The sequence below is a fragment of the Luteibacter yeojuensis genome, assembly GCF_011742875.1.
Lineage (GTDB): Bacteria > Pseudomonadota > Gammaproteobacteria > Xanthomonadales > Rhodanobacteraceae > Luteibacter > Luteibacter yeojuensis.
This window is the reverse complement of the sequence record NZ_JAAQTL010000001.1, coordinates 68920-88518: the sequence shown is the minus strand read 5'-3', so window position 1 is coordinate 88518 and position 19599 is coordinate 68920. Positions and strand designations below refer to the sequence as shown.

Here is a 19599-nt window from a genome sequence, read left to right as displayed (position 1 = left end):
GGAGGCGGCCGCCGCCGGAACGCGCTTAAAGCTTGAAGTTCATCGTGACCGAGTACGTCCGGCCACTCTTGTACTCGCCGATCGGAGCGTACTTGATGTCGGCGTACTGGTAGTACGTCGAATCCAGCAGGTTGGTGGCGCTGAGGGTGATGCCGGCCCACGGCGTGATCTGGTACGAGGCGCTGAGGTCCAGTTCCTTGTATGCGTCGGCGAACACGTTCGAGTTCAGGCGCCCCACCTGGGTGAAGTACGGCGAGCGGCGGCTGTAGTTGATGCGTGCCGACCATGGGCCATGCTCGTAGTACGGGATGATGTTGATGGTGTTCTTCGACAGGTACGGCAGGTTGAGCTTGTCGCCGGCCGCATTGGTCTGCGTGGTCGCCTTGCTGTAGGTGTAATTCGTCTGGATGCCGAAGCCCAGGCCGAGATCCTGCTGGTAGATCAGCGAAAGACCGGAGACCTTGGCGTTCGACGCGTTCACCGGCGAAGTGACCGAGTAGAGGTTGGTCTGGCCGGTGGTCGGATCGGTGATCGAGCGCTCGGACGTGGTGGTGACGATGTAGCTGTCGATCTTGCGGACGAAACCTTCGAGCGACAAGAGGCTTGCCGGCGCGAAGTACCATTCCGCCGAGACGTCGAAGTTGGTGGACTGGTAAGGCTTCAGGTCCGGGTTGCCCGCGCTGGCCGTGAAGTTGCCCGTGCTCGCGCCACTGAGGGAGGTGGCGCCGGCCAGGTCGCCGTAGCGCGGCCGCGCGATCACCTTGGCGACGGACATGCGCAGCACCTTGTCCTCGTCGAGATCGTAGGCCAAGTTGAAGGTCGGCAGCGGCTTGTAATAGTGCGTGGTGGTCGTCGTCCGGTTATAGGTGCCGGGGATGTTGTCGCTGCTCACGTAATAGGTCGACGTGTCCTTCGTGTCCACGTAGCGCACGCCCACGTTCCCGCGCCACTTGCCGGACTCGTAGTTCACCTGGAGATAGGCGTCCTTCGTGACCTCCGCCACGCCGAACATCGACGGGTAATTCAGCGTGTACGGGCCCTGCGGCTGCGCGTTCAGGTAGGAAACCACGGCACCCTTGCTTGCCGTCGGCCAATCGGTGAGGTCGCCGCCGGCGTGCAGGCCGTCGAACAGGCCACCCGGCGTGCTGCCCGGATCGAAGTCCAGCAGCGACACCGGATCGGTGGTGTTGATTCGGTTGCCGCGCGAATTCGTGCCGTTGAAGTGGTTGGTGTACTTCACGCCCATCTGCACCTGCTTGATGGGGCCCCACTCCACGTCGCGGGACGCATCGAACTGCGCGTAGCGCTCGCGATCCTTCGTGGTTTCGTAATAGATGCCGCCCGCCTGGTTCTGGCCCGGCAGCGACGTGTCGCCCGGGGGCGAACCCGCCGGCGAACCCGGCAGCCCCCAGTTGGCGGCCGAGCCGTTCTGGTAGTTCACGCTGGTGTTGCGGCCGTCGTAACCGAAGTCGTACCCGCCGTTCTTCAGCAGGTACTTCATGAGGTATTCGGGGTCCTTGCCGCCGCTGGCGCTGGTATAGCCCACCTGGCTCGTGAACACCCACGCATCGCCGTTGAAGTCGTGGCGGAGGTTGATGCTCTTGGTGGAAACCTCGGTCTTCCGGTAATTCGCGTCCAGTTCGGCATAGGGCTGCCCGTTGCCAGTGGTGGACGACACCGTGCCCGAGGTGATGTAGCCGTTGTTGACGTTGATGTCGGTCAGCTTGTTGAGGTCGCCGCAGCCCGGACAGACATAGCGCGACTCGCTGAAATTGTTGTATTTGCCCTTGACGTACAGGCCGGTCAGGTTGAACTCGTTCTTCTCGTCCGGGCGCCATTGCAACGCCGACTGGATGCCGTTGCGCTCGCGCTCTTGCTGGAAGTACGCACTGTTGATGCCGACCGGGATCTTTGCGTTGGCGTAGTTCGGATCGCCCGTGACGTTGGGATGGCCCGTGATGTTCGCGCCAGTGGTATATCCGAAGAATTCGATGCCGGCGCGGGACAGGTCTTCCTTGTCGTGGGTGACGCTGGTCAGGAAGCCGAACGTGCTGTCCGCGTTCTTCCAGCTCCACAGCGCGGAGCCACGCGGATTTCCTTCCTTCGAGCGGTCGTTGTAGTTGTAGCCGAGCGAGCCGCGCAGCGTGTTCGCCGGGAGGTCCAGCGGCTTGCGCGTGTGGATGATGACGGTGCCGCCGATGCTGCCCTCGTCGATGCGGGCCTCGGGCGACTTGTAGACCTCCATGCGGCCGATGATCTCGGGAGAGAGCAGCGAGTAGTTGAAGGTGCGGCCGCTGGTATCGGTGGGATTGCCGCCCCAGTCGCCCGAGGCGATGGTCTGGCCGTTGAGCAGCACGCGGTTGAGCGCGGCGTCGGTGCCGTTGACGCTGATCTTCTCGCCCTCGCCGAACTGGCGATCCACGGTGATGCCCGGCAGGTGGGACAGCGACTCCGCGGCGTTGGTGTCGGGAAACTTGCCAATGTCGGTGGCGCTGATCGCGTCGACAACGGCATTGGCGTTGCGCTTGATGTCGATGGCCTTCTCGAGACTGCCGCGATAACCGGTGACGGTCACCTCCTGCAGTTCCTGGACCTGCTTCTCGGCGGCCTTCTGCTGCGCCGTCTTCGGTTTGTCCGCCTGGGCGGGCGCCGCGTCCTGCGCCTGGGCCACCGCGGCGAGCGCATACAGGATGCTCGCGCACAGCAAGGTCTTGCTGATCGTCATGAATGGTCTCCCCAAACCTTGGTTCCGGATGCACGCACCCGACCCCGTCGGGGCGGCGCATGCTTGGCGTGTATGAAAACCGCGCCGTTGGCAGCGGCGCGGGGCACTTTGGCGATCCGTGCAGGGACGGCGGTCGACCCCTCGCCGACCGGCTCGCCCCGCTCGAGTGCGCGTTTCCGGCACCCGTTCACTGGCGAACTGAGTATTCAGATATGTTTTCAGCGTTTCAAGCTGCGGTGCAACATGATGAAAAACCTCGCCTTGACGCTGGACAAGTTCACCTATAAACGTAATATCCATATCTGTTCAGTGCCGCACGCGACGTGTGGCGCAGCCTGGGGAGCCTCGATGTCGCCGCCGAATGCCGGCCAGTTGCCAGTCACACCGCAAGGGCGAAAGCCAGGCCCGCTCTCGTCGTTGGCGTTCGGCGGCGCGCCGGTCGGCAATCTCTACAGCGCGGTGCACGGAGCCGAGGCGGAAAACGCCATCCGGCTCGCATGGGAGCGCGGCATCCGCCACTACGACACGGCGCCCTACTACGGATTTGGCCTCAGCGAGACGCGCATCGGCGATGCGCTGGCCCGCCTGCCGCGCGCGAGCTATACGCTGTCGACGAAGGTGGGCCGGATCGTCGAGGACGCCACCGGCCATCGCGGCCGGGACGACGGCTTCGCCGTGGACGATCGCGCCGCCCGCTTCGATTACAGCCGCGCCGGCGTGCGACGCAGCCTCGAAGCCAGCCTTCGCCGGCTGCGCGTCGAATACATCGACATCCTCTTCCTGCACGACATCGGTGCCCTCACCCACGGAGACCGTCATCCGCGGGTACTGACTCAGGCGCTGGACGACGCATTGCCCGAGATGGCGCGCATGCGCGACGAAGGCCTCGTCGGCGCCATCGGCATCGGCGTGAACGAGGAAGCGATATGCCTCGAGGTGATGCCGCGCTTTCCGCTCGACGCCATCATGCTCGCGGGCCGTTACACCCTGTTCGAACAGGGGGCGAGCAAGGCCGTGATGGAGCGGGCGGCCGCGAACGGCGTCTCGGTGCTCGTCGCCGGGCCGTACAACTCCGGGCTGCTGGGTAGCGCGGATGGTCCCGGTTCCACTTACGACTACGCCCCCGCGTCGGCCGAGGTACTCGCACGCGCGCGGCGCTACTACGATGTCTGCCGCCGTACCGGCGCGGAGGTCGGCGCGGCCGCCTTGCAGTTCCCACTCGCCCACCCCGCCGTGTCCGCCGTGGTTTGCGGACTGCGCTCGACGGCCGAGGTGGAAGCGGCGATGCATCGCCGGTGCGCGACCGTGCCTGCCGCCACCTGGACCGCGCTGCGGGAGGAAGGCCTGATCGATCCGACGGTGCCCACGCCATGATCGTCGACGCCCACCGTCACTACTGGGACCCTGCGCGGCTCAAGTACGACTGGCTGGCCGCCGCGCCCCATGCGCTGCGTCGCGCTTTTCTTCCCGAGGATCTCGTGGGCGCCCCCGATCCATGCATCCTCGTGCAGGCCGCGCCGGACGAACGCGAAACGCGCTTCCTCTTCGAACTGGCCCGCCGGTACCCGGGCGTCCTCGGCGTCGTCGGGTGGGTCGACATGCAAGCGCTCGACGTCGCTTCGCGCCTGGACTGGCTCGTCGCGGACGGTGGCGGCCTGCTGTGCGGCATCCGCCCGATGGTGCAGGACATTCCGGATACGCAATGGCTGGCGTCGCCATCGCTCGACATCGCCTTCGAACATATACGCGACCGCGGACTGGTCTTCGATGCGCTGGTCGACGAGCGTCACCTGCGCGCGCTTTCCGAGCGCCTGGCCAGGCACCCGGGGCTGCACACGGTGATCGACCATGCCGCGAAGCCGGACATCGCCGGCGGCAGCTTCGCCGAATGGGCCACATCGATCGCACGGCTCGCGCAGATGCCCGATGTGTACTGCAAGCTCTCCGGCCTGCTCACGCTCACCGGAAACGGGGCGGAGGCCTCGACCCTCGAGCCATATGTCGCGCATCTGTTCGAGACCTTCGGCGCGAACCGCCTGATCTGGGGCAGCGATTGGCCGGTGCTCACCACGCACGCCAGCTACGGCGCGTGGAAAACCTGCGCACGCGACCTCGTCCTTCGCCACGCGCCCGCGGCGGAAGCCGCCGTGTTCGGCGGCAACGCATGCTCCGTCTATTCCCTTCCGAGGATTCCTTCATGACGCCACAACCCGTTCCGCGCGCGAGCGGCCGTCTCGCAGGCAAGCGGGCCCTTGTCACCGCGGCCGGCGCAGGTATCGGCCGTGCCACGGCGCTGGCCTTCGCCGCCGAAGGCGCGGCGGTGCTGGCGACCGACATCGACCCTGCCAGCCTCGCCTCGCTGGCCGCCGAACAGCCTTCGGTGACGACGCGCATGCTGGATGTGACCGACCCCGAAGCGATCGCCGCCCTCGTCGCGGAAGCCGGCGTCGTCGACATCCTCTTCAACTGCGCGGGATACGTGCATGCGGGCACCATCCTCGACACGGACGAGGCGAGCTGGCGCCGATCCTTCGCCATCAACGTGGACAGCATGTTCCATACCTGCCGCGCGGTGCTCCCCGGCATGCTGGAGCGCGGCACCGGCAGCATCGTGAACATGTCCTCGGTGGCGTCGAGCATCAAGGGCGTGCCCAACCGCTTCGCCTACGGAGCCACCAAGGCCGCGGTGATCGGTCTCACCCGGTCCATCGCCGCCGATGTCGTGGCGCGCGGCGTGCGCTGCAACGCCATCTGTCCCGGCACGGTGAAAACGCCGTCGCTCGCCGACCGCGTGCGCGCCATGGGCGGTGACGAGGAAGCCGTGTGGCGTGGATTCACCGAGCGCCAGCCGATGGGCCGCCTCGGCGATCCGCGCGAAATCGCCGCGCTGGCCGTCTATCTGGCCTCCGAGGAATCGTCGTTTACCACCGGCACCGTCCACGTCGTGGACGGCGGCTGGTCGAACTGAGGACGCATGCGATGAAACTCGCCCGCTACGGCGCCCCTGGCCAGGAGAAGCCTGGACTCATCGACGGCGAAGGCCGCCTGCGCGATCTCTCCGGCGTCGTGCCAGATCTCTCCGGCGATGTCATCGGCAATGAAGGCCTGCGCCGCCTCGCCGCGATCGATCCCGCCACGCTCCCCCTCGTCGCGGGAACGCCGCGCTACGGCGCTCCCGTGGCTGGCATCGGCAAGATGATCTGCGTCGGCATGAACTACGCCGACCATGCCGCGGAAACCGGCGCGCCGGTGCCCGAACAGCCCGTGCTGTTCATGAAGGCCACGACGGCCATCGGCGGCCCCAACGACACCGTGGTGATTCCGCTCGATTCGGTGAAGACCGACTGGGAAGTGGAACTGGGAGTGATCATCGGCGAAGTGACGCGCCATGTACCGGTGGAAGCGGCCCTGAAACACGTGGCCGGCTACGCCGTGATCAACGACCTGTCCGAGCGCGCCTTCCAGCTCGAGCACGGCGGCCAGTGGGTGAAGGGCAAGAGCTGCGATACCTTCGGCCCGATCGGCCCCTGGCTGGTCACGCGCGACGAAGTGGCCGACCCGCAGGACCTTTCCCTCTGGCTCGAAGTGAACGGGCATCGCTACCAGAACGGCAACACGCGAACGATGGTGTTCGGCGTGGCGCAGCTGGTCAGCTACATCAGTCGCTACATGACCCTGATGCCGGGCGACGTCATCAGCACGGGCACGCCCGCCGGCGTCGGCCTCGGGTTGAAGCCGCCCACCTACCTCAAGCCGGGCGACGTGATCGAACTGGGCATCGAGGGACTGGGAAGACAACGCCAGGATGTCGTGGCCTATGGAGACCGCAACGCATGGTGACGATCACCGCGCTGGACACGTTCGACGTCCGCTTTCCCACCTCGATCGACCACGACGGTTCCGATGCGATGAACCCGGACCCGGATTACTCGGCGGCCTATGTGGTGATGCGCACGGACAGTCCCGACGGCCTGTCCGGCTACGGGCTCGTGTTCACGATCGGACGCGGAAACGACGTGCAGACGGCGGCGCTTGCCGCGCTCGAGCCGAGGGTGATCGGCCGGCGCGTGGAGGATATCGTCGAGCGCCTGGGCGACTTCGCGCGCCAGCTCAACGGCGACTCGCAGCTGCGCTGGCTCGGCCCCGAAAAGGGGGTGATGCACATGGCCATCGGCGCGGTAATCAACGCCGCCTGGGATCTCGCGGCGCGGCGCGCCGGGAAGCCGCTATGGCGATTCATCGCCGACATGACGCCGGAACAGATCGTCGACCAGGTCGACTTCCGCTACCTCACCGACGCGCTGACGCCCCACCGCGCACTGGAGATCCTGCGCGCGGCGGAACCGCACAAGAAGCTGCGTATCGCCCAACTGGAGGCGGAAGGCTACCCCGCCTACACCACCTCCCCCGGCTGGCTGGGCTACACCGACGAGAAGATGCAGCGCCTCGCCCGCCAGGCTGTCGACGACGGCTTCCGCACCATCAAGCTCAAGGTCGGCCTGCACCTCGAAGACGACATCCGCCGGTGCCGGCTCGCCCGCGCCACGGTAGGCCCCGACATCGCCATCGCCGTGGACGCGAACCAGCGCTGGGACGTGGGGAGTGCGATCGAGTGGCTGAAGCCGTTGGAGAGCGTCGGCCTCGCATGGGTGGAAGAACCGACGAGCCCTGACGATGTGCTCGGCCACGCGGCTATCCGCCGCGCCGTCGCGCCCACGCCCATCTCCACCGGCGAGCACGGCCAGAACCGCGTGCTGTTCAAGCAGCTGCTGCAGGCCGGCGCCGTGGACCTGATCCAGATCGACGCCGCGCGCGTCGGCGGCGTGAACGAAAACCTGGCCATCCTGCTGCTTGCGGCGCACTTCGGCGTGCGCGTCTTTCCACATGCGGGAGGCGTGGGCCTGTGCGAACTGGTGCAGCACCTCGCCATGGCCGATTTCGTCGCCATCACGGGCAAGAAGGAAGACCGCGCCATCGAATTCGTGGACCATCTGCACGAGCACTTCGTCGATCCGGTGCGCATCGTGAAGGGCCGCTACGTGGCACCCACCGCGCCCGGCTTCTCGGCGCAGATGCATCCGGCGTCGATACGCGATCACCTGTATCCCGACGGCATCGTCTGGCAGGGCGTGGCCATGGCGGCGGACCGCTGACGTCATGGCCACGCCGGTCACGAACGTCGCCGACCTGCGCGAACTCGCGCGGCGCCGCGTACCGCGTGCCTTCTTCGAATACGCCGACCGCGGCTCGTACGACGAAGTGACATTGCGGGAAAACCGCCGCGCCTTCGAACGCCTGCGCTTCCGCCAGCGCGTGATGCGGAACGTGGACCGCCGCTCGCTCGCCACGACCGTGGTCGGGCAGCCGCTGAGCATGCCGCTGGCGATCGCGCCCACCGGCATGGCGGGGCTGCAATACGGCAGCGGCGAGATCCACGGCGCGCGCGCCGCCGCGAAGGCAGGCATTCCATTCTGCCTCAGCACCGTGTCGATCTGCTCGATCGAACAGGTGCGCGCCGGCACCGACGTACCGTTCTGGTTCCAGGTGTACGTGATGCGCGACAGGGGATTTTCCCGGGAGCTCATCCAGCGTGCGCGTGCGGCGGAGTGTTCCGCATTGATGGTCACCGCAGACCTCACCGTGCAGGGGCAGCGGCACCGCGAGATCAAGAACGGACTCTCGGTTCCCCCGAAGCTCACGCTGCGAAACCTGTTCGACATCGCCAGCAAACCGCGCTGGGTGTGGAACGTGCTGCGCGCGCCAAGCCGTTCCTTCGGCAACCTCGACGGCCACATCAAGGGCGCGGACAGCCTGACCACGCTCGCGCAGTGGATCGCCGCACAGTTCGATCCGACCATCACCTGGGACGACCTGGCATGGATTCGCGAGCTATGGCCCGGGAAGCTTATCCTCAAGGGCATCCTTGATCCCGAGGATGCAAAGCTGGCCGTGGCCCATGGCGTGGATGCCATCGTGGTGTCCAACCATGGCGGCCGCCAGCTCGACGGTGCGCCGGCCAGCATCGATGTGCTGCCCTACATCGTCGATGCAGTGGCCGGCGGCACCGAGGTGCTGTTCGATAGCGGTATCGCCAGCGGTCAGGACCTGCTCAAGGCACTCGCCCTCGGCGCCCGCGCCGGCCTCATCGGCAAGGCCTTCCTCTATGGCCTCGGCGCCAACGGCGAAGCCGGCGTCACCCAGGCCATCGAACTCATCCGCAAGGAACTGAGCGTATCGATGGCCCTCACCGGCGCGCTGGATGCCACCCGCGTGTCGCGAGACATCCTGTGGAAGGGATGACCGTTTGCTGTGGGGAGCGCGCTGGCGCGTGTACGGCCAGGCCGTAATCCCTCCGCGCACCAGCGCGCTACCCACACTCCCCCTACGATGAACTGCCAGGCTCTGTGTGGGAGCCGCTTCAGCGGCGATGGGTGCTTGCGGCAAGGTTGCCCGCTGCTGCTGGATCGCCGGCAAAACCGGCTCCCACAACGGGCCCGCTTTTCTGTAGGAGGCGCTATAGCGGCGAGGAAATCTCGCGACGTACTCGCAAGAGTGCTCTCGCCGCCATAGCGGCTCCTACAATGCGGACGGTACGTCGGCCAGGTCGAAAATCCTTTGCATCGGCACCCACTTCTGCCCTGCCTCTGCCCACGGCAAGGGCTGCTGGAAGCGAGACATCAAGGCTTCCCACGCCTGCACACGCTCGTTCGCCGCATCTGCTTTCGCCTTGGCACCGGCATCGAACGCCGGCCCCACACGCATCAGCATCACGAGCCGGTTGGCGGTGCGGAAGATCTGCATGTCGAGGATGCCCGCCTCGCGGATCGAACGCACCACTTCCGGCCAGATGAATTCATTGCGATGCCAGCGCTCGTACTCGGCGATGGCCGCGGGATCGTCGCGAAGATCGAGCGCCAGGCACTGCCAGCTCATGCGACGGCCTCCCCGCCCCCGGATCGGCGCCACGCAAAGAGGGAGATCGCGACGAAACACGACATCGGCAGCAACATGGCATGGGCGATGCCGAAACGGTCCGACGTCGCGCCCATCGCTGCGGTAATCACCGCGCCGCCCACGATCGACATCACCAGGAGCGAGGCACCGAGCTTGCGTTCGGCATCGCTCCGTCCTTCGACCCCCAGCGCGAAAATGGTCGGATACATGATCGACATGAAGAAGCTCGAAGCCACCAGCGCGTAGATGCCGACGCTTCCCGGCACGATCGCAGCCGTCGCCGCCAGCGCGACGTTCACGAGGGCGAACGTGCCAAGCACCCGGGCGGGACGCAGGTATTTCATGAGCGCGGCACCGGCGAATCGGCCGGCCATGAAGCAGAGCAACCCGGCGGTAATGAAATTGGCGGCGGTCTTGTCCGCCGTGCCCGGCATCGTCGCCTGCGCGTAGCGGATCATGTAACTGAAGATGGCGACCTGCGCGCCCACATAGAAGAACTGCGCGAGCACCGCGGACATGAAACGGCCGTCGCGTGGCAGGCGACCCAGCACACCGCGTTCCGCGGCGTCGCTGCCATCGTCTTCGGCCGCTGTGCGCGGAAAGCGCGTCGCGACGATGATGACGGCCCAGGCGATCACGCCGAGGCCTATCGCCAGGTAAGGCATCTGCACGGCGGCGGCTTCGCTCTTCATATAGGCGGTGCGCGCCATGGCGTCCATGCCCGCCAGTTCGGCCGGCGTGCGCTCCACCCCGGTGAAGATGAAATGCTGGCCGATGAGCACGCCGGTGATGGAACCGAGCGGGTTGAAGGCCTGCGCGAGGTTCAGGCGCGACGCCGCCGATTCGCGCGGACCCAGCAGCGTGACCCATGGATTGGCCGAGGTCTCCAGGAAGGCCAACCCCGCCGCGATCACGAAGAGCCCGAGCAGGAAGGTGGCATACGTCGCCGTAGCCGCCGCCGGCCAGAACAGCAAGGCGCCCGCGCCATAGAGAAGAAGACCGAAGACCACCGCAGCCTTGTACCCGAAGCGGCGCATGAAGATGCCGGCGGGAATGGCGAGCAGGAAATAGCCAAGGTAGAAGGCGCTCTGGACGAGGCCCGCCTGAAGATCGGAAAGCGTAAAGGCCTTCTTGAACTGCGCAACCAGCACGTCGTTGAGGTTGTTCGCCACGCCCCAGAGGAAGAACAGGCTTACGATCAGCACCAGGGGAATCAGGGGAGTACGCGCGAGGGCGCGCGTGGCCGGCGCCGCGATCGGCGTGTGTTGCTGCATGCTTGCCCTCCTCCACCGTGACACGGCGCGCCCCGACGTGTACAAATATGAACTCAATATTCACCAGCATAACAAGCTGCGGTGCAACATGAGGCCGGGCTAGCGCAGGCTAGACTCCTTCCGCGACATTCAACCACCGCCACGGAATGCCATGTCCTCCGATTCGCCGAAGTATCGCGCCCCCGCCCTCGATAAGGGCCTCGACATTCTGGAACTGCTCGCCAAGGCGACCCAGCCCCTGTCCATCGCCGAGATCTCCGACGGCGTCGGCCGCTCCCGCGGCGAGATCTTCCGGATGCTCCAGGTACTGGAAGAGCGCGATTACATCGCTCGCGCCGACGGCGACGGCGCCTACTCGATCACGCCGCGCCTGTTCCGTCTCGGCATGGAACAGCCGCCGGTGCGGAACCTCGTCGAAACGGCGATGCCGGTGATGCACCGGCTGGCCGAGGACATCGACCAGTCCTGTCATCTGGTGGTGCCGTCGCAGGAACAGATCGTGGTGATCGCGCGCGTCGATCCGCCGGGCGAAACGGGTCTTGTAGTGCGTGTCGGACACCGCCGGCCCATTTCGCATTCGGCCTCCGGTTATGTATTGCTCGCTTGGCAGACCGAGGAAACCCGGGATCGCTGGTTCCGCACGATGCTGGAGCACGAGCCGACGCTGAAGCGCGCGCGGGTCGAGGCGTCGATCAAGGAGATCCGCGAGGCGGGCCTTGCGACGATTCCCAGCGAAGTCGTCGATGGCGTGACCGATCTGTCGGCGCCGATCATCGAGGGAAACCATGCGGTGTGCGCGCTCACCGTGCCGTTCATCGAACGGCGCGGGGCGAAGATCGACATGAGGGAGACGGCACGGTTGCTGATGGCCGCGGCTGGGGATGTGTCGCGGGAGCTGTCGCATGGTGCGCCCGGGGCGGCGATGGTCTGAGTACCCCGTTCCAGGCGCTACGTCTTCGGCGGCACGATCAGCATCGCGTCGCCGTACGAGAAGAAGCGATAACGTTGCAACACCGCGTAACGATACGCATCCAGAATGGCCTCCTTGCCCGCCAGCGCCGACACAAGCATCAGCAAGGTCGACTGCGGCAAGTGAAAGTTGGTGATCAGCGCGTCGATGCTCGTGATCTTGTAGCCGGGAAAGATGAAGATCTGCGTTTCGCCGGCGAAGGGACGCAGGACGCCATCGACGGTGGCGCTTTCCAGTGCGCGGACGACCGTCGTACCCACGGCGATAACGCGCCCACCTGCCTCGCGCGTGGCGCGGATCTTTTCCACCAGCCCCGCACCCACGTTGAGCCATTCGCGATGCATCACATGGTCACGCACATCGTCCGCGCGCATCGGCTGGAAGGTGCCCGCGCCGACATGCAGCGTGACATAGCCCATGTCCACACCGCGCTCGCGCAGCCGGTCGAGCAATTCCTCGTCGAAATGCAGGCCGGCGGTGGGCGCCGCGACCGCGCCCGGTTCGCGGGCGAACACGGTCTGGTAGCGCTCATTGTCGGACGTATCGGCGCCTCGCTCGATGTACGGCGGGAGGGGCATCTCGCCCAGGCGTGACAGCAGGCGTTCCAGTGGTTCCTCGGTGTCGAAACGCAGCACGAAGAATTCGCCTTCGCGGCCGAGCACGGTGATCATGCTGCCGTCGGCGAGTTCGATACGGCCGCCCTCCTTCGGCTTCTTGCTGACGCCGAGCTGGGCGCGGGCCTCGTGGGCACCGGTGACGCGCTCGATCAGGATTTCCACTGCACCGCCCGATTCCTTGCGACCGTAAAGGCGCGCGGGGAGAACCCGGGTGTCGTTGAATACGAGCAGGTCGCCGGGGCGGAGCATCTCCGGCAGTTCGTGGAACTTGCGGTCCTTCTTGCTGTGCGCCCCCACGTCGACCACGAGCAGCCGGCTACCCGAGCGGCGGGCCAGCGGCGCCTGCGCGATGAGGTCGGGCGGGAGTTCGAAGTCGAAGTCGGATTTCTTCACGGGTACGGCCGGGAATGGAGCGATGAGCGGATTATCGCCTATCCGGCCCGGCCAGGTCCTTCTGTAGGAGCCGCTATAGCGGCGAGGGAAGACCGGCGGGTGGTCGCAAGGTTTCCTCGCCGCTATAGCGGCTCCTACAGGGGCAGCGTCCTTCAGAGCCAGCCTTTCTGCCTCGCCAGGCGGTAGGCCTCGATGCGGTTGGCCGCACCCAGCTTGCCGATGGCCTCGGACAGGTAGTTGCGGACGGTGCCGTGCGAGAGGTTTAGCTGGGTGCCGATGTCGCTGGCGGAATGACCCTCGCCGGCCAGGCGCAGCACCTGGCGCTCACGGTCGTTCAGCGGGTCGGCATCGGACCAGGCTTCGAGCGCCAGCTGCGGGTCGATGGCGCGGCCACCGCGGTGCACGGTACGCAGGGCCTCGGCAAGGTTCTCCGCCGGGGCGTCCTTGAGGAGATACCCGCCGACACCGGCGTCGAGAGCCCGGCGGAGGAAGCCCGGGCGAGCGAACGTGGTGACGATGATGACCTTCACCGGCAACTCGTGCCGCCGAACCCGTTGGGCGATCTCCAGCCCCGTCAGACCGGGCATCTCGATGTCGGTGACCAGCACATCCGGCTTGAGCCGCTGCAACTCGCGCCACGCGCTCTCGCCGTCGGCAGCGGAACCGAGCACCTCGATATCGGATTCCAGGTTCAGCAGTGCGGACAACGCGCCGCGCACCATGGCCTGGTCTTCGGCAAGCAGTACGCGGATCATGCGAAACGCTCCATGAGACCCGTCTGCATCGGCACGTCGATAGCCAGCGTGGTGCCGTGACGAGCCGGCGAGTCGATGGCAAGGCGACCGCCGATCTGGCGCACGCGCTCGCGCATGCCGGAAACGCCGTTGCCGTGTGCGGCGAGTCCGCCGCAGCCGTTGTCCGTGATTCGCATCGAGAAGTCCTGTCCGTTCCGGGTGATGACCACACGCGCCTCGGTGGCGCGCGAATGACGATGGATATTGGTGACGGCTTCGCGCAGCACGAGGCAGAGCGTCGCTTCCGCTTGCGCTGGCAACTCCAGCTGGCCTGGCAGCTCCGCTTCGAAAGCGATGCCGGACGATTCCAGCATCAGCCGCGCCGACACCAGTTCGCTGGAAAGGTCGCCCGCACGCAGCCCGGTGACTGCGCTTCGGACTTCCGCCAGCGTATGACGCGCGACGCGCTCCACCTCTTCCATCTCCTGCTGCGCGCGCGAGGGGTCGGCCAGCGCGAGTCGCCTGGCGAGTTCCGACTTCAGCGTGATCAGCGAAAGCGTATGGCCGAGCAGATCGTGCAGGTCGCGCCCGATGCGCTCGCGCTCGGCCAGCGTGGCGAGCCGCCGCACTTCCGCCTGCGAGAGACGCAGTTCGGCATCGCGGCGCGCGCTTCGCACGTAGAGGTAATTGCTGAATCCCGCGGCAAGGCCCGCGCCGAATACGACCAGCACGTGGATCATGGGTACGTCGAAGGCGTAGACCCAGCCGAGGGTGACCAGCGTGGCCACGGCGACGCCACCCAACCAGACAGGCAGGCGGTTCGCATAGGCCAGCAGCACCACGCCGATCACCACGTAACCCAAGGCCAGCGGATTCACCGGCCAGAGCACGAAGCCCAGCGTCGATATGGCTCCCGCATGGAATGGCAAGCGCGCGAGGGGTCCCGCATACACCGCCGTGTAGCAGACCAGGTAGACCGGAATGGTCGCCAGCGTCGGCGCCATCCAGGCCCAGTGGAAGCCCTTGACGGCCAGCGGCGCCTGGATGAGCGCGATCAGCCAGAACACCTGCAGCCCCGCCTGCCAGCGCAGGTAGACCGGCGAACGCAGCCCGCCAAGGAGGGAATCCTTATGTGGCGGGGGAATGCGCATCACGAGGCCAGCCGCGACGGCTCGGTCGAAGGCTCAGGCAGCCGGTCGACCGGCGTCAGCGGCACCTCGATGCGCACGATCGTGCCCTTCTGCACGTTCGATTCGAAAGCCAGCGTACCGCCGAGGGCACGCACCCGTTCGCGCATGCCGCAGATGCCATTGCCTTCGCCACCGGCGAGGCCACGCCCGTTGTCCACGATGGTCATTGTGCAGATCTGCTCGTCCATCGTCACCGTGGCCTCGGCGAAGGTCGCACCGGCATGGCGATGGATATTGGTCACCGCTTCGCGCAGGACGAGGGCCAGCTGGTTGTCGAGCCGCGTGGGCAACTCGGGCGCGTTGCTGGTGTAGACGAAGTCGATCATCGCCGTGTTGAGCAACACGCGCGCCGCCGCCAGTTCGGCCACCACGCCCGACGCGCGGATGCCGGTGACCGCCGAGCGCACTTCCGCCAGCGCATGGCGCGCCACCTGCTCGGCTTCCTCCATCTCCCGGCGTGCCGCCGCGTTGTCGCGGTCCAGCAGGCGCCGCGACAGCTCCAGCTTGAGCGTGATCAGCGACAAGGTGTGCCCGAGCAGATCGTGCAGGTCGCGACCGATGCGCTCACGCTCCGCTGTCGCCGCCAGCCGACGGATCTCGTCGTGCGAGAGTTGCAGCTCGATGTCGCGCTGCGCATTGAACCGGTAGATGACATTGATGGTGCCCACGGACAACGCGATGAAGCTCAGCGTGGCGATGATGGAGATCGGCCAGCCGGCCGAGAAATACGCGATGGCCGCGAAGATGCCGAGGAGGATCGCCATGCCGGCAAGGCACTTCTTCGGCGCCCCGCCGAAACTCGTCATCGCGCAGGCATAGATGATGTACGTGCCGCCGCCGCTGGCATTGAAGTGCAGCGTGCCATACGAGAGCAGCGCGACGGCGGCGATGAACCATGGCAGGTGGCGCAGCGGGCGCACGTAGCTCATGGCATAGAAGAACAGGAAGAGCGGAAACGAGATCGCGGTGGCCAGGCCCCAGTGCGGGCCCAGCGTCTGCGAGAAGATGAGGTCGCCGAAGACGTACACCGCCCATACGAGATTGAAGAAGCTCGCGATACGCAGGCGCGGCCTGTCGCGGAAGCGGTTCCAAAGCGAATCGGGCGTCGGCTGGAACCACGAGCGATGCATGGGAATATCCGTGGAAAGGCGTGCCGTCATGCTACTTCAACCATGTCGGCGCAGGCGACGCGCGGCGACCAGCACGAAGGCGACGGTGAAGCCGGCGAGCACGGCGGCATGCAAGGCTTCCCCACCCTGCCCCAGCCCGACGGCCGAGAGCGCCAGCCGGTTGAGGTGGTAGGCCGGCCACAGCGGCGCGATCGACTGCAGGAAGGCCGGCATGACCGACAGCGGGAACCACAGGCCGGACAGGAAGGCCATGGGCAGGTAGATGAGGTTGACGATGCCCGGCGCACCCTGCCCCTTCACCAGCGTGCCGACCAGCAGGCCCAGCGCGGCGAACGGCAGCACGCCCAGCACTTCCAGCGCGAAGAACATGCCGATGCGCGACGGCGGCAGGCTCACCCCGGCGAGGAAGACGGCCAGGCAGAGCAGGATGACCGAAACGATCGCCGCCACCAGCAAGGCCATGCACATCTTGCCGAGAAGGTACGCACCGGGCGGCATGGGCAACGCGCGCTTCAAGGTGAGCAGCCCCGTGTCCCGCTCGAGCGCCAGCGATACGCCGAAACCGAACAGGCCGGGCGCCATCACGCCGAAGGTACCGTACGAAGCCAGCAGGTAGCGCGGTGCGTCGGCACCGTTCGCATGGCCGAGGAGGATGCCGAACATGAGGTAGAACACCGACGGAAACAGCAGCGTCGGCAGCAGGAAGCCGGGATTGCGCAGGTAGCGCAGGCATTCCGCCCTCGCTTCCTCCAGGTACGCATTGACCACGCGCCCCGTCGTCATGACGGGCGTGGTGGTGCTGTCGATGGCGGTCATGCGGCCTCCCGGACGTCTTCGGTTTCGCGGGTGATTTCCTGGAACGCTTCGGCCAGGCCGGCACGCTGCACTTCCAGTTCGGAAAGCGAGGGGTCGGCGTCGAGCAGACGCTTCACCACCGTCTCGGCCTGCGCGGTAGCGATGATCGTACGATCCTGCTTCGTCTCGACCGAGACGACCTCGGGCCATGCCTGCAAGGTCTCGATCTTTACGCAAGTGATACAGCGGATCCGGCGCAGCGACACGTGCGCGCGCAAGGCATCCACGCTGCCTTCGGACACCACGCGTCCCTTGGCGATCACGCACACGCGGTCGGCCAGCGCTTCGGCTTCCTCCAGGTAATGCGTGGTGAGCACGACCGCGCAGCCCTCGGACACCAGCCGACGGATGGCGGCCCAGAGCGACTGGCGGGCATCGATGTCCATGCTCACCGTGGGTTCGTCGAGGAACAGGATGTCGGGTCGGCCCGCCATCGCCAGCGCGAACTGCACGCGCCGCTGCTGCCCACCGGACAAGGCGCCGTACCGGCGGCCGAGCAGGTCGGCGATGCCAGCCAGTTCGGCGCATTCGGCGATGGGGCGCGGTTCCGGGTAGTAGCTGGCCGTCAGCCGGAGCAGTTCGCCTACCTTCAGCGTGGCCGGCAGGTTGGCCGACTGCAGCATCACGCCGATGCGCCGGCGTGCCTCGATGTCCTGGGGGTCCCGGTCGAACAGCGTGGCGTTGCCGCTGTCCGGCCGGTGCAGGCCCAGCAGCAGGGCGATGCTGGTGCTTTTACCTGCGCCGTTGGGGCCAAGCAAGGCCAGGATTTCGCCACGATGGATGTCGAGGTCGATGCCGTCGAGCGCGGTGATCGCGGCATAGTTTTTACGGGCCTTTACGAGGCCGGCGATGCGGGTGTCGTTCATGCTCCCCTCCTTGCAGCGCAACATATTCCCGCGCAAGCCATTGGCGACAGTCGCTTGCGTCATTGTGCGCATGTGACAAGCGTCACCCGGGGGTTACGCCGTCCAAATACGCGTGCTATGCTGAGTTGATAATCCCTTTACATATAGATACTTAGCGGCATCTTAAGGGATCGTTGCAAGCGAGTGCCGCGTCACCTGTGCGAGGAATGGTTTATGGACGTCATCGGTCTTCTGCGTGAGTTGCGCGACTTCGGCGGTTCGCCGCGTACCCGGGGTTTGCCGGACGCGACCATCGCGCGGTTCGCGACGACCGACGCGTCCCTGGTCAGGGCCATCGAAGATGCCGTGGCCTATCACCGCGCTTTGCGCGACGAGATGGCCGACTTCCTTCGCCTGGACGAATCCGAGCAGATCCATCGCGCGCAGGCCGGACTGGTCAACTTCTATCCCGACGACGGCGTGAACCCGTACGTGCCGGCCGCCGCGCGCGGCCCCTGGATCGTCACGCTCAAGGGTGCGGTGCTGCACGACAACGGTGGCTACGGCATGCTCGGCTTCGGCCACAATCCGGAGCACGTGCTCGAAGCCATGTCCCGGCCGCAGGTGATGGCCAACGTGATGACGGCCAATGTGTCGCAGCTGCGCCTTTCGAATGCCTTGCGCAAGGAACTCGGCCACACCCGCGGCGGCAGTCCCTATGCCCGTTTCCTCTGCCTGAACTCCGGCTCGGAGTCGGTGACGCTGGCCGGCCGCATCGCCGACGTCAACGCGCGCATGATGACCGATCCGGGTGCGCGCCATGCCGGCCGCACGATCAAGCGCCTCGCCGTGAAGGGCGCGTTCCACGGCCGCACCGAACGCCCCGCCATCTATTCGGACTCCTCGCGCCGTAATTACCAGCAGCACCTCGCCAGCTTCCGCAACGAGGACACCCTGATCACGGTGGATCCGTACAACGTGGCGCAGCTGAAGGCCGCGTTCGCCGAAGCCGACCGCCAGGGCTGGTTCATCGAGGCGATGTTCCTCGAGCCGGTGATGGGCGAAGGCGATCCGGGCCGCGCGGTCACGCCGGAGTTTTACGCCGCCGCACGCGAACTCACCCGCGAGCACGGCACGCTGTTGCTCGTCGATTCGATCCAGGCCGGCCTGCGCGCGCATGGCGTGCTGTCGATCGTGGACTACCCGGGCTTCGAGTCGATGGAAGCGCCGGACATGGAAACCTTCTCCAAGGCGCTCAACGCCGGCCAGTACCCGCTGTCCGTCCTGGCCGTGACCGATCGCGTGGCCGGACTCTACCGCAAGGGCATCTACGGCAACACGATGACTGCCAATCCGCGCGCGCTGGACGTGGCCCTTGCAACGCTCGACGAATTGTCGGACGAGGTTCGCGCCAACATCCGCGAAAAGGGCCAGGAGTTCCTGAAGAAGATGGAGGCGCTGAAGAGCGAACTCGGCGGCCTCATCACCAAGGTACAGGGCACCGGCCTGCTGTTCTCCTGCGAGCTGGCGCCGGAATTCAAGTGCTACGGTGAAGGTTCCACTGAGGAATACATGCGGGAGCGCGGCATCGGCGTGATCCACGGCGGCGCCAACTCGCTGCGCTTCACCCCGCATTTCCGCGTGACCAGCGCCGAAGTGGACCTGATCGTGGAAGAGATCCGCCACGCCCTGAAGGAAGGCCCGCGCCGAGCCTCCACCAAGGCGGCCTGAGGCGACGTCCCTCGCTTCGTGTAGGAGCCGCTATAGCGGCGAGGGGAACTTGCCTCGCCGCTTCGCCACTCCGTTGGCTTCTCGCCGCTATAGCGGCTCCTACAAGTGCGCGTCTACGACTGCACGTCTGCCCATGGATCGCGGTAAGCTCCACCCGCCGGATTCGCCCGGTTTCACGTTG

17 protein-coding genes are annotated in these 19599 nt (G+C 66.4%); 8 read left to right on the top strand and 9 right to left on the bottom strand.

Annotated features, from left to right (window positions below):
* Positions 1-25: 25 nt before the first annotated feature.
* Positions 26-2725, bottom strand: a complete 2700-nt coding sequence (locus HBF32_RS00390) for a TonB-dependent receptor (protein WP_166697669.1) — start codon at positions 2723-2725, stop codon at positions 26-28.
* Positions 2726-3073: 348 nt separating this feature from the next.
* Between HBF32_RS00390 and HBF32_RS00385 the strand changes: the two genes are divergently transcribed.
* The 6 genes from HBF32_RS00385 to HBF32_RS00360 are packed head-to-tail and all read left to right on the top strand — an operon-like array spanning position 3074 to position 9025.
* A complete protein-coding gene (locus HBF32_RS00385; protein WP_166700386.1) occupies positions 3074-4099 on the top strand; it encodes an aldo/keto reductase in 1026 nt (341 codons plus the stop codon).
* On the top strand, positions 4096-4926 hold the full coding sequence (locus tag HBF32_RS00380) for an amidohydrolase family protein (RefSeq protein WP_166697668.1): 831 nt from the start codon (positions 4096-4098) through the stop codon (positions 4924-4926). The genes HBF32_RS00385 and HBF32_RS00380 overlap by 4 nt, the downstream gene beginning before the upstream one ends.
* Positions 4923-5693: an SDR family oxidoreductase gene (locus HBF32_RS00375; protein ID WP_166697667.1), complete on the top strand. Its 771-nt coding sequence runs from the start codon at positions 4923-4925 to the stop codon at positions 5691-5693. The genes HBF32_RS00380 and HBF32_RS00375 overlap by 4 nt, the downstream gene beginning before the upstream one ends.
* A gap of 11 nt (positions 5694-5704) precedes the next feature.
* Positions 5705-6565 (top strand): fumarylacetoacetate hydrolase family protein, encoded by an 861-nt coding sequence (locus tag HBF32_RS00370; RefSeq protein WP_166697666.1) that lies wholly within the window; start codon positions 5705-5707, stop codon positions 6563-6565.
* Positions 6559-7878, top strand: coding sequence for an enolase C-terminal domain-like protein (locus HBF32_RS00365; RefSeq protein WP_166697665.1), 1320 nt, complete (start codon positions 6559-6561; stop codon positions 7876-7878). Before HBF32_RS00370 ends, HBF32_RS00365 begins: the two co-directional genes overlap by 7 nt.
* Before the next feature lie 4 nt (positions 7879-7882).
* On the top strand, positions 7883-9025 hold the full coding sequence (locus HBF32_RS00360) for an alpha-hydroxy acid oxidase (protein ID WP_166697664.1): 1143 nt from the start codon (positions 7883-7885) through the stop codon (positions 9023-9025).
* Positions 9026-9301: 276 nt separating this feature from the next.
* Here the strand turns inward: HBF32_RS00360 and HBF32_RS00355 are convergent, their stop codons facing one another.
* Together HBF32_RS00355 and fucP are read right to left on the bottom strand one after the other, a co-directional pair.
* Complete coding sequence (locus tag HBF32_RS00355; RefSeq protein WP_166697663.1) at positions 9302-9658, bottom strand: L-rhamnose mutarotase; 357 nt, start codon at positions 9656-9658, stop codon at positions 9302-9304.
* Positions 9655-10953: an L-fucose:H+ symporter permease gene (fucP, locus tag HBF32_RS00350; protein WP_166697662.1), complete on the bottom strand. Its 1299-nt coding sequence runs from the start codon at positions 10951-10953 to the stop codon at positions 9655-9657. Before fucP ends, HBF32_RS00355 begins: the two co-directional genes overlap by 4 nt.
* Before the next feature lie 151 nt (positions 10954-11104).
* Between fucP and HBF32_RS00345 the strand changes: the two genes are divergently transcribed.
* Positions 11105-11884 carry an IclR family transcriptional regulator gene (locus HBF32_RS00345; RefSeq protein ID WP_166697661.1) on the top strand — a complete coding sequence of 260 codons (780 nt, stop codon included), beginning with the start codon at positions 11105-11107 and terminating at the stop codon, positions 11882-11884.
* A 17-nt stretch (positions 11885-11901) separates the two neighbouring features.
* Here the strand turns inward: HBF32_RS00345 and queA are convergent, their stop codons facing one another.
* The 6 genes from queA to HBF32_RS00315 all read right to left on the bottom strand — a co-directional run bounded on the left by queA (position 11902) and on the right by HBF32_RS00315 (position 17708).
* A complete protein-coding gene (gene queA, locus HBF32_RS00340; RefSeq protein ID WP_166697660.1) occupies positions 11902-12933 on the bottom strand; it encodes a tRNA preQ1(34) S-adenosylmethionine ribosyltransferase-isomerase QueA in 1032 nt (343 codons plus the stop codon).
* Positions 12934-13085: 152 nt separating this feature from the next.
* Positions 13086-13688 (bottom strand): response regulator transcription factor, encoded by a 603-nt coding sequence (locus HBF32_RS00335; RefSeq protein ID WP_166697659.1) that lies wholly within the window; start codon positions 13686-13688, stop codon positions 13086-13088.
* Positions 13685-14818, bottom strand: coding sequence for a sensor histidine kinase (locus HBF32_RS00330; protein ID WP_166700385.1), 1134 nt, complete (start codon positions 14816-14818; stop codon positions 13685-13687). Before HBF32_RS00330 ends, HBF32_RS00335 begins: the two co-directional genes overlap by 4 nt.
* The gene (locus HBF32_RS00325) at positions 14818-15987 is read right to left on the bottom strand and encodes a sensor histidine kinase (RefSeq protein ID WP_240147767.1); all 1170 of its coding nucleotides are present in this window, start codon (positions 15985-15987) and stop codon (positions 14818-14820) included. The genes HBF32_RS00330 and HBF32_RS00325 overlap by 1 nt, the downstream gene beginning before the upstream one ends.
* A 36-nt stretch (positions 15988-16023) precedes the next feature.
* Complete coding sequence (locus HBF32_RS00320; RefSeq protein WP_240147766.1) at positions 16024-16803, bottom strand: ABC transporter permease; 780 nt, start codon at positions 16801-16803, stop codon at positions 16024-16026.
* Positions 16800-17708, bottom strand: coding sequence for an ABC transporter ATP-binding protein (locus HBF32_RS00315; protein ID WP_166697657.1), 909 nt, complete (start codon positions 17706-17708; stop codon positions 16800-16802). The genes HBF32_RS00320 and HBF32_RS00315 overlap by 4 nt, the downstream gene beginning before the upstream one ends.
* Positions 17709-17921: 213 nt before the next feature.
* Between HBF32_RS00315 and HBF32_RS00310 the strand changes: the two genes are divergently transcribed.
* Complete coding sequence (locus HBF32_RS00310) at positions 17922-19418, top strand: aminotransferase class III-fold pyridoxal phosphate-dependent enzyme (protein WP_166697656.1); 1497 nt, start codon at positions 17922-17924, stop codon at positions 19416-19418.
* Positions 19419-19599: the final 181 nt, after the last annotated feature.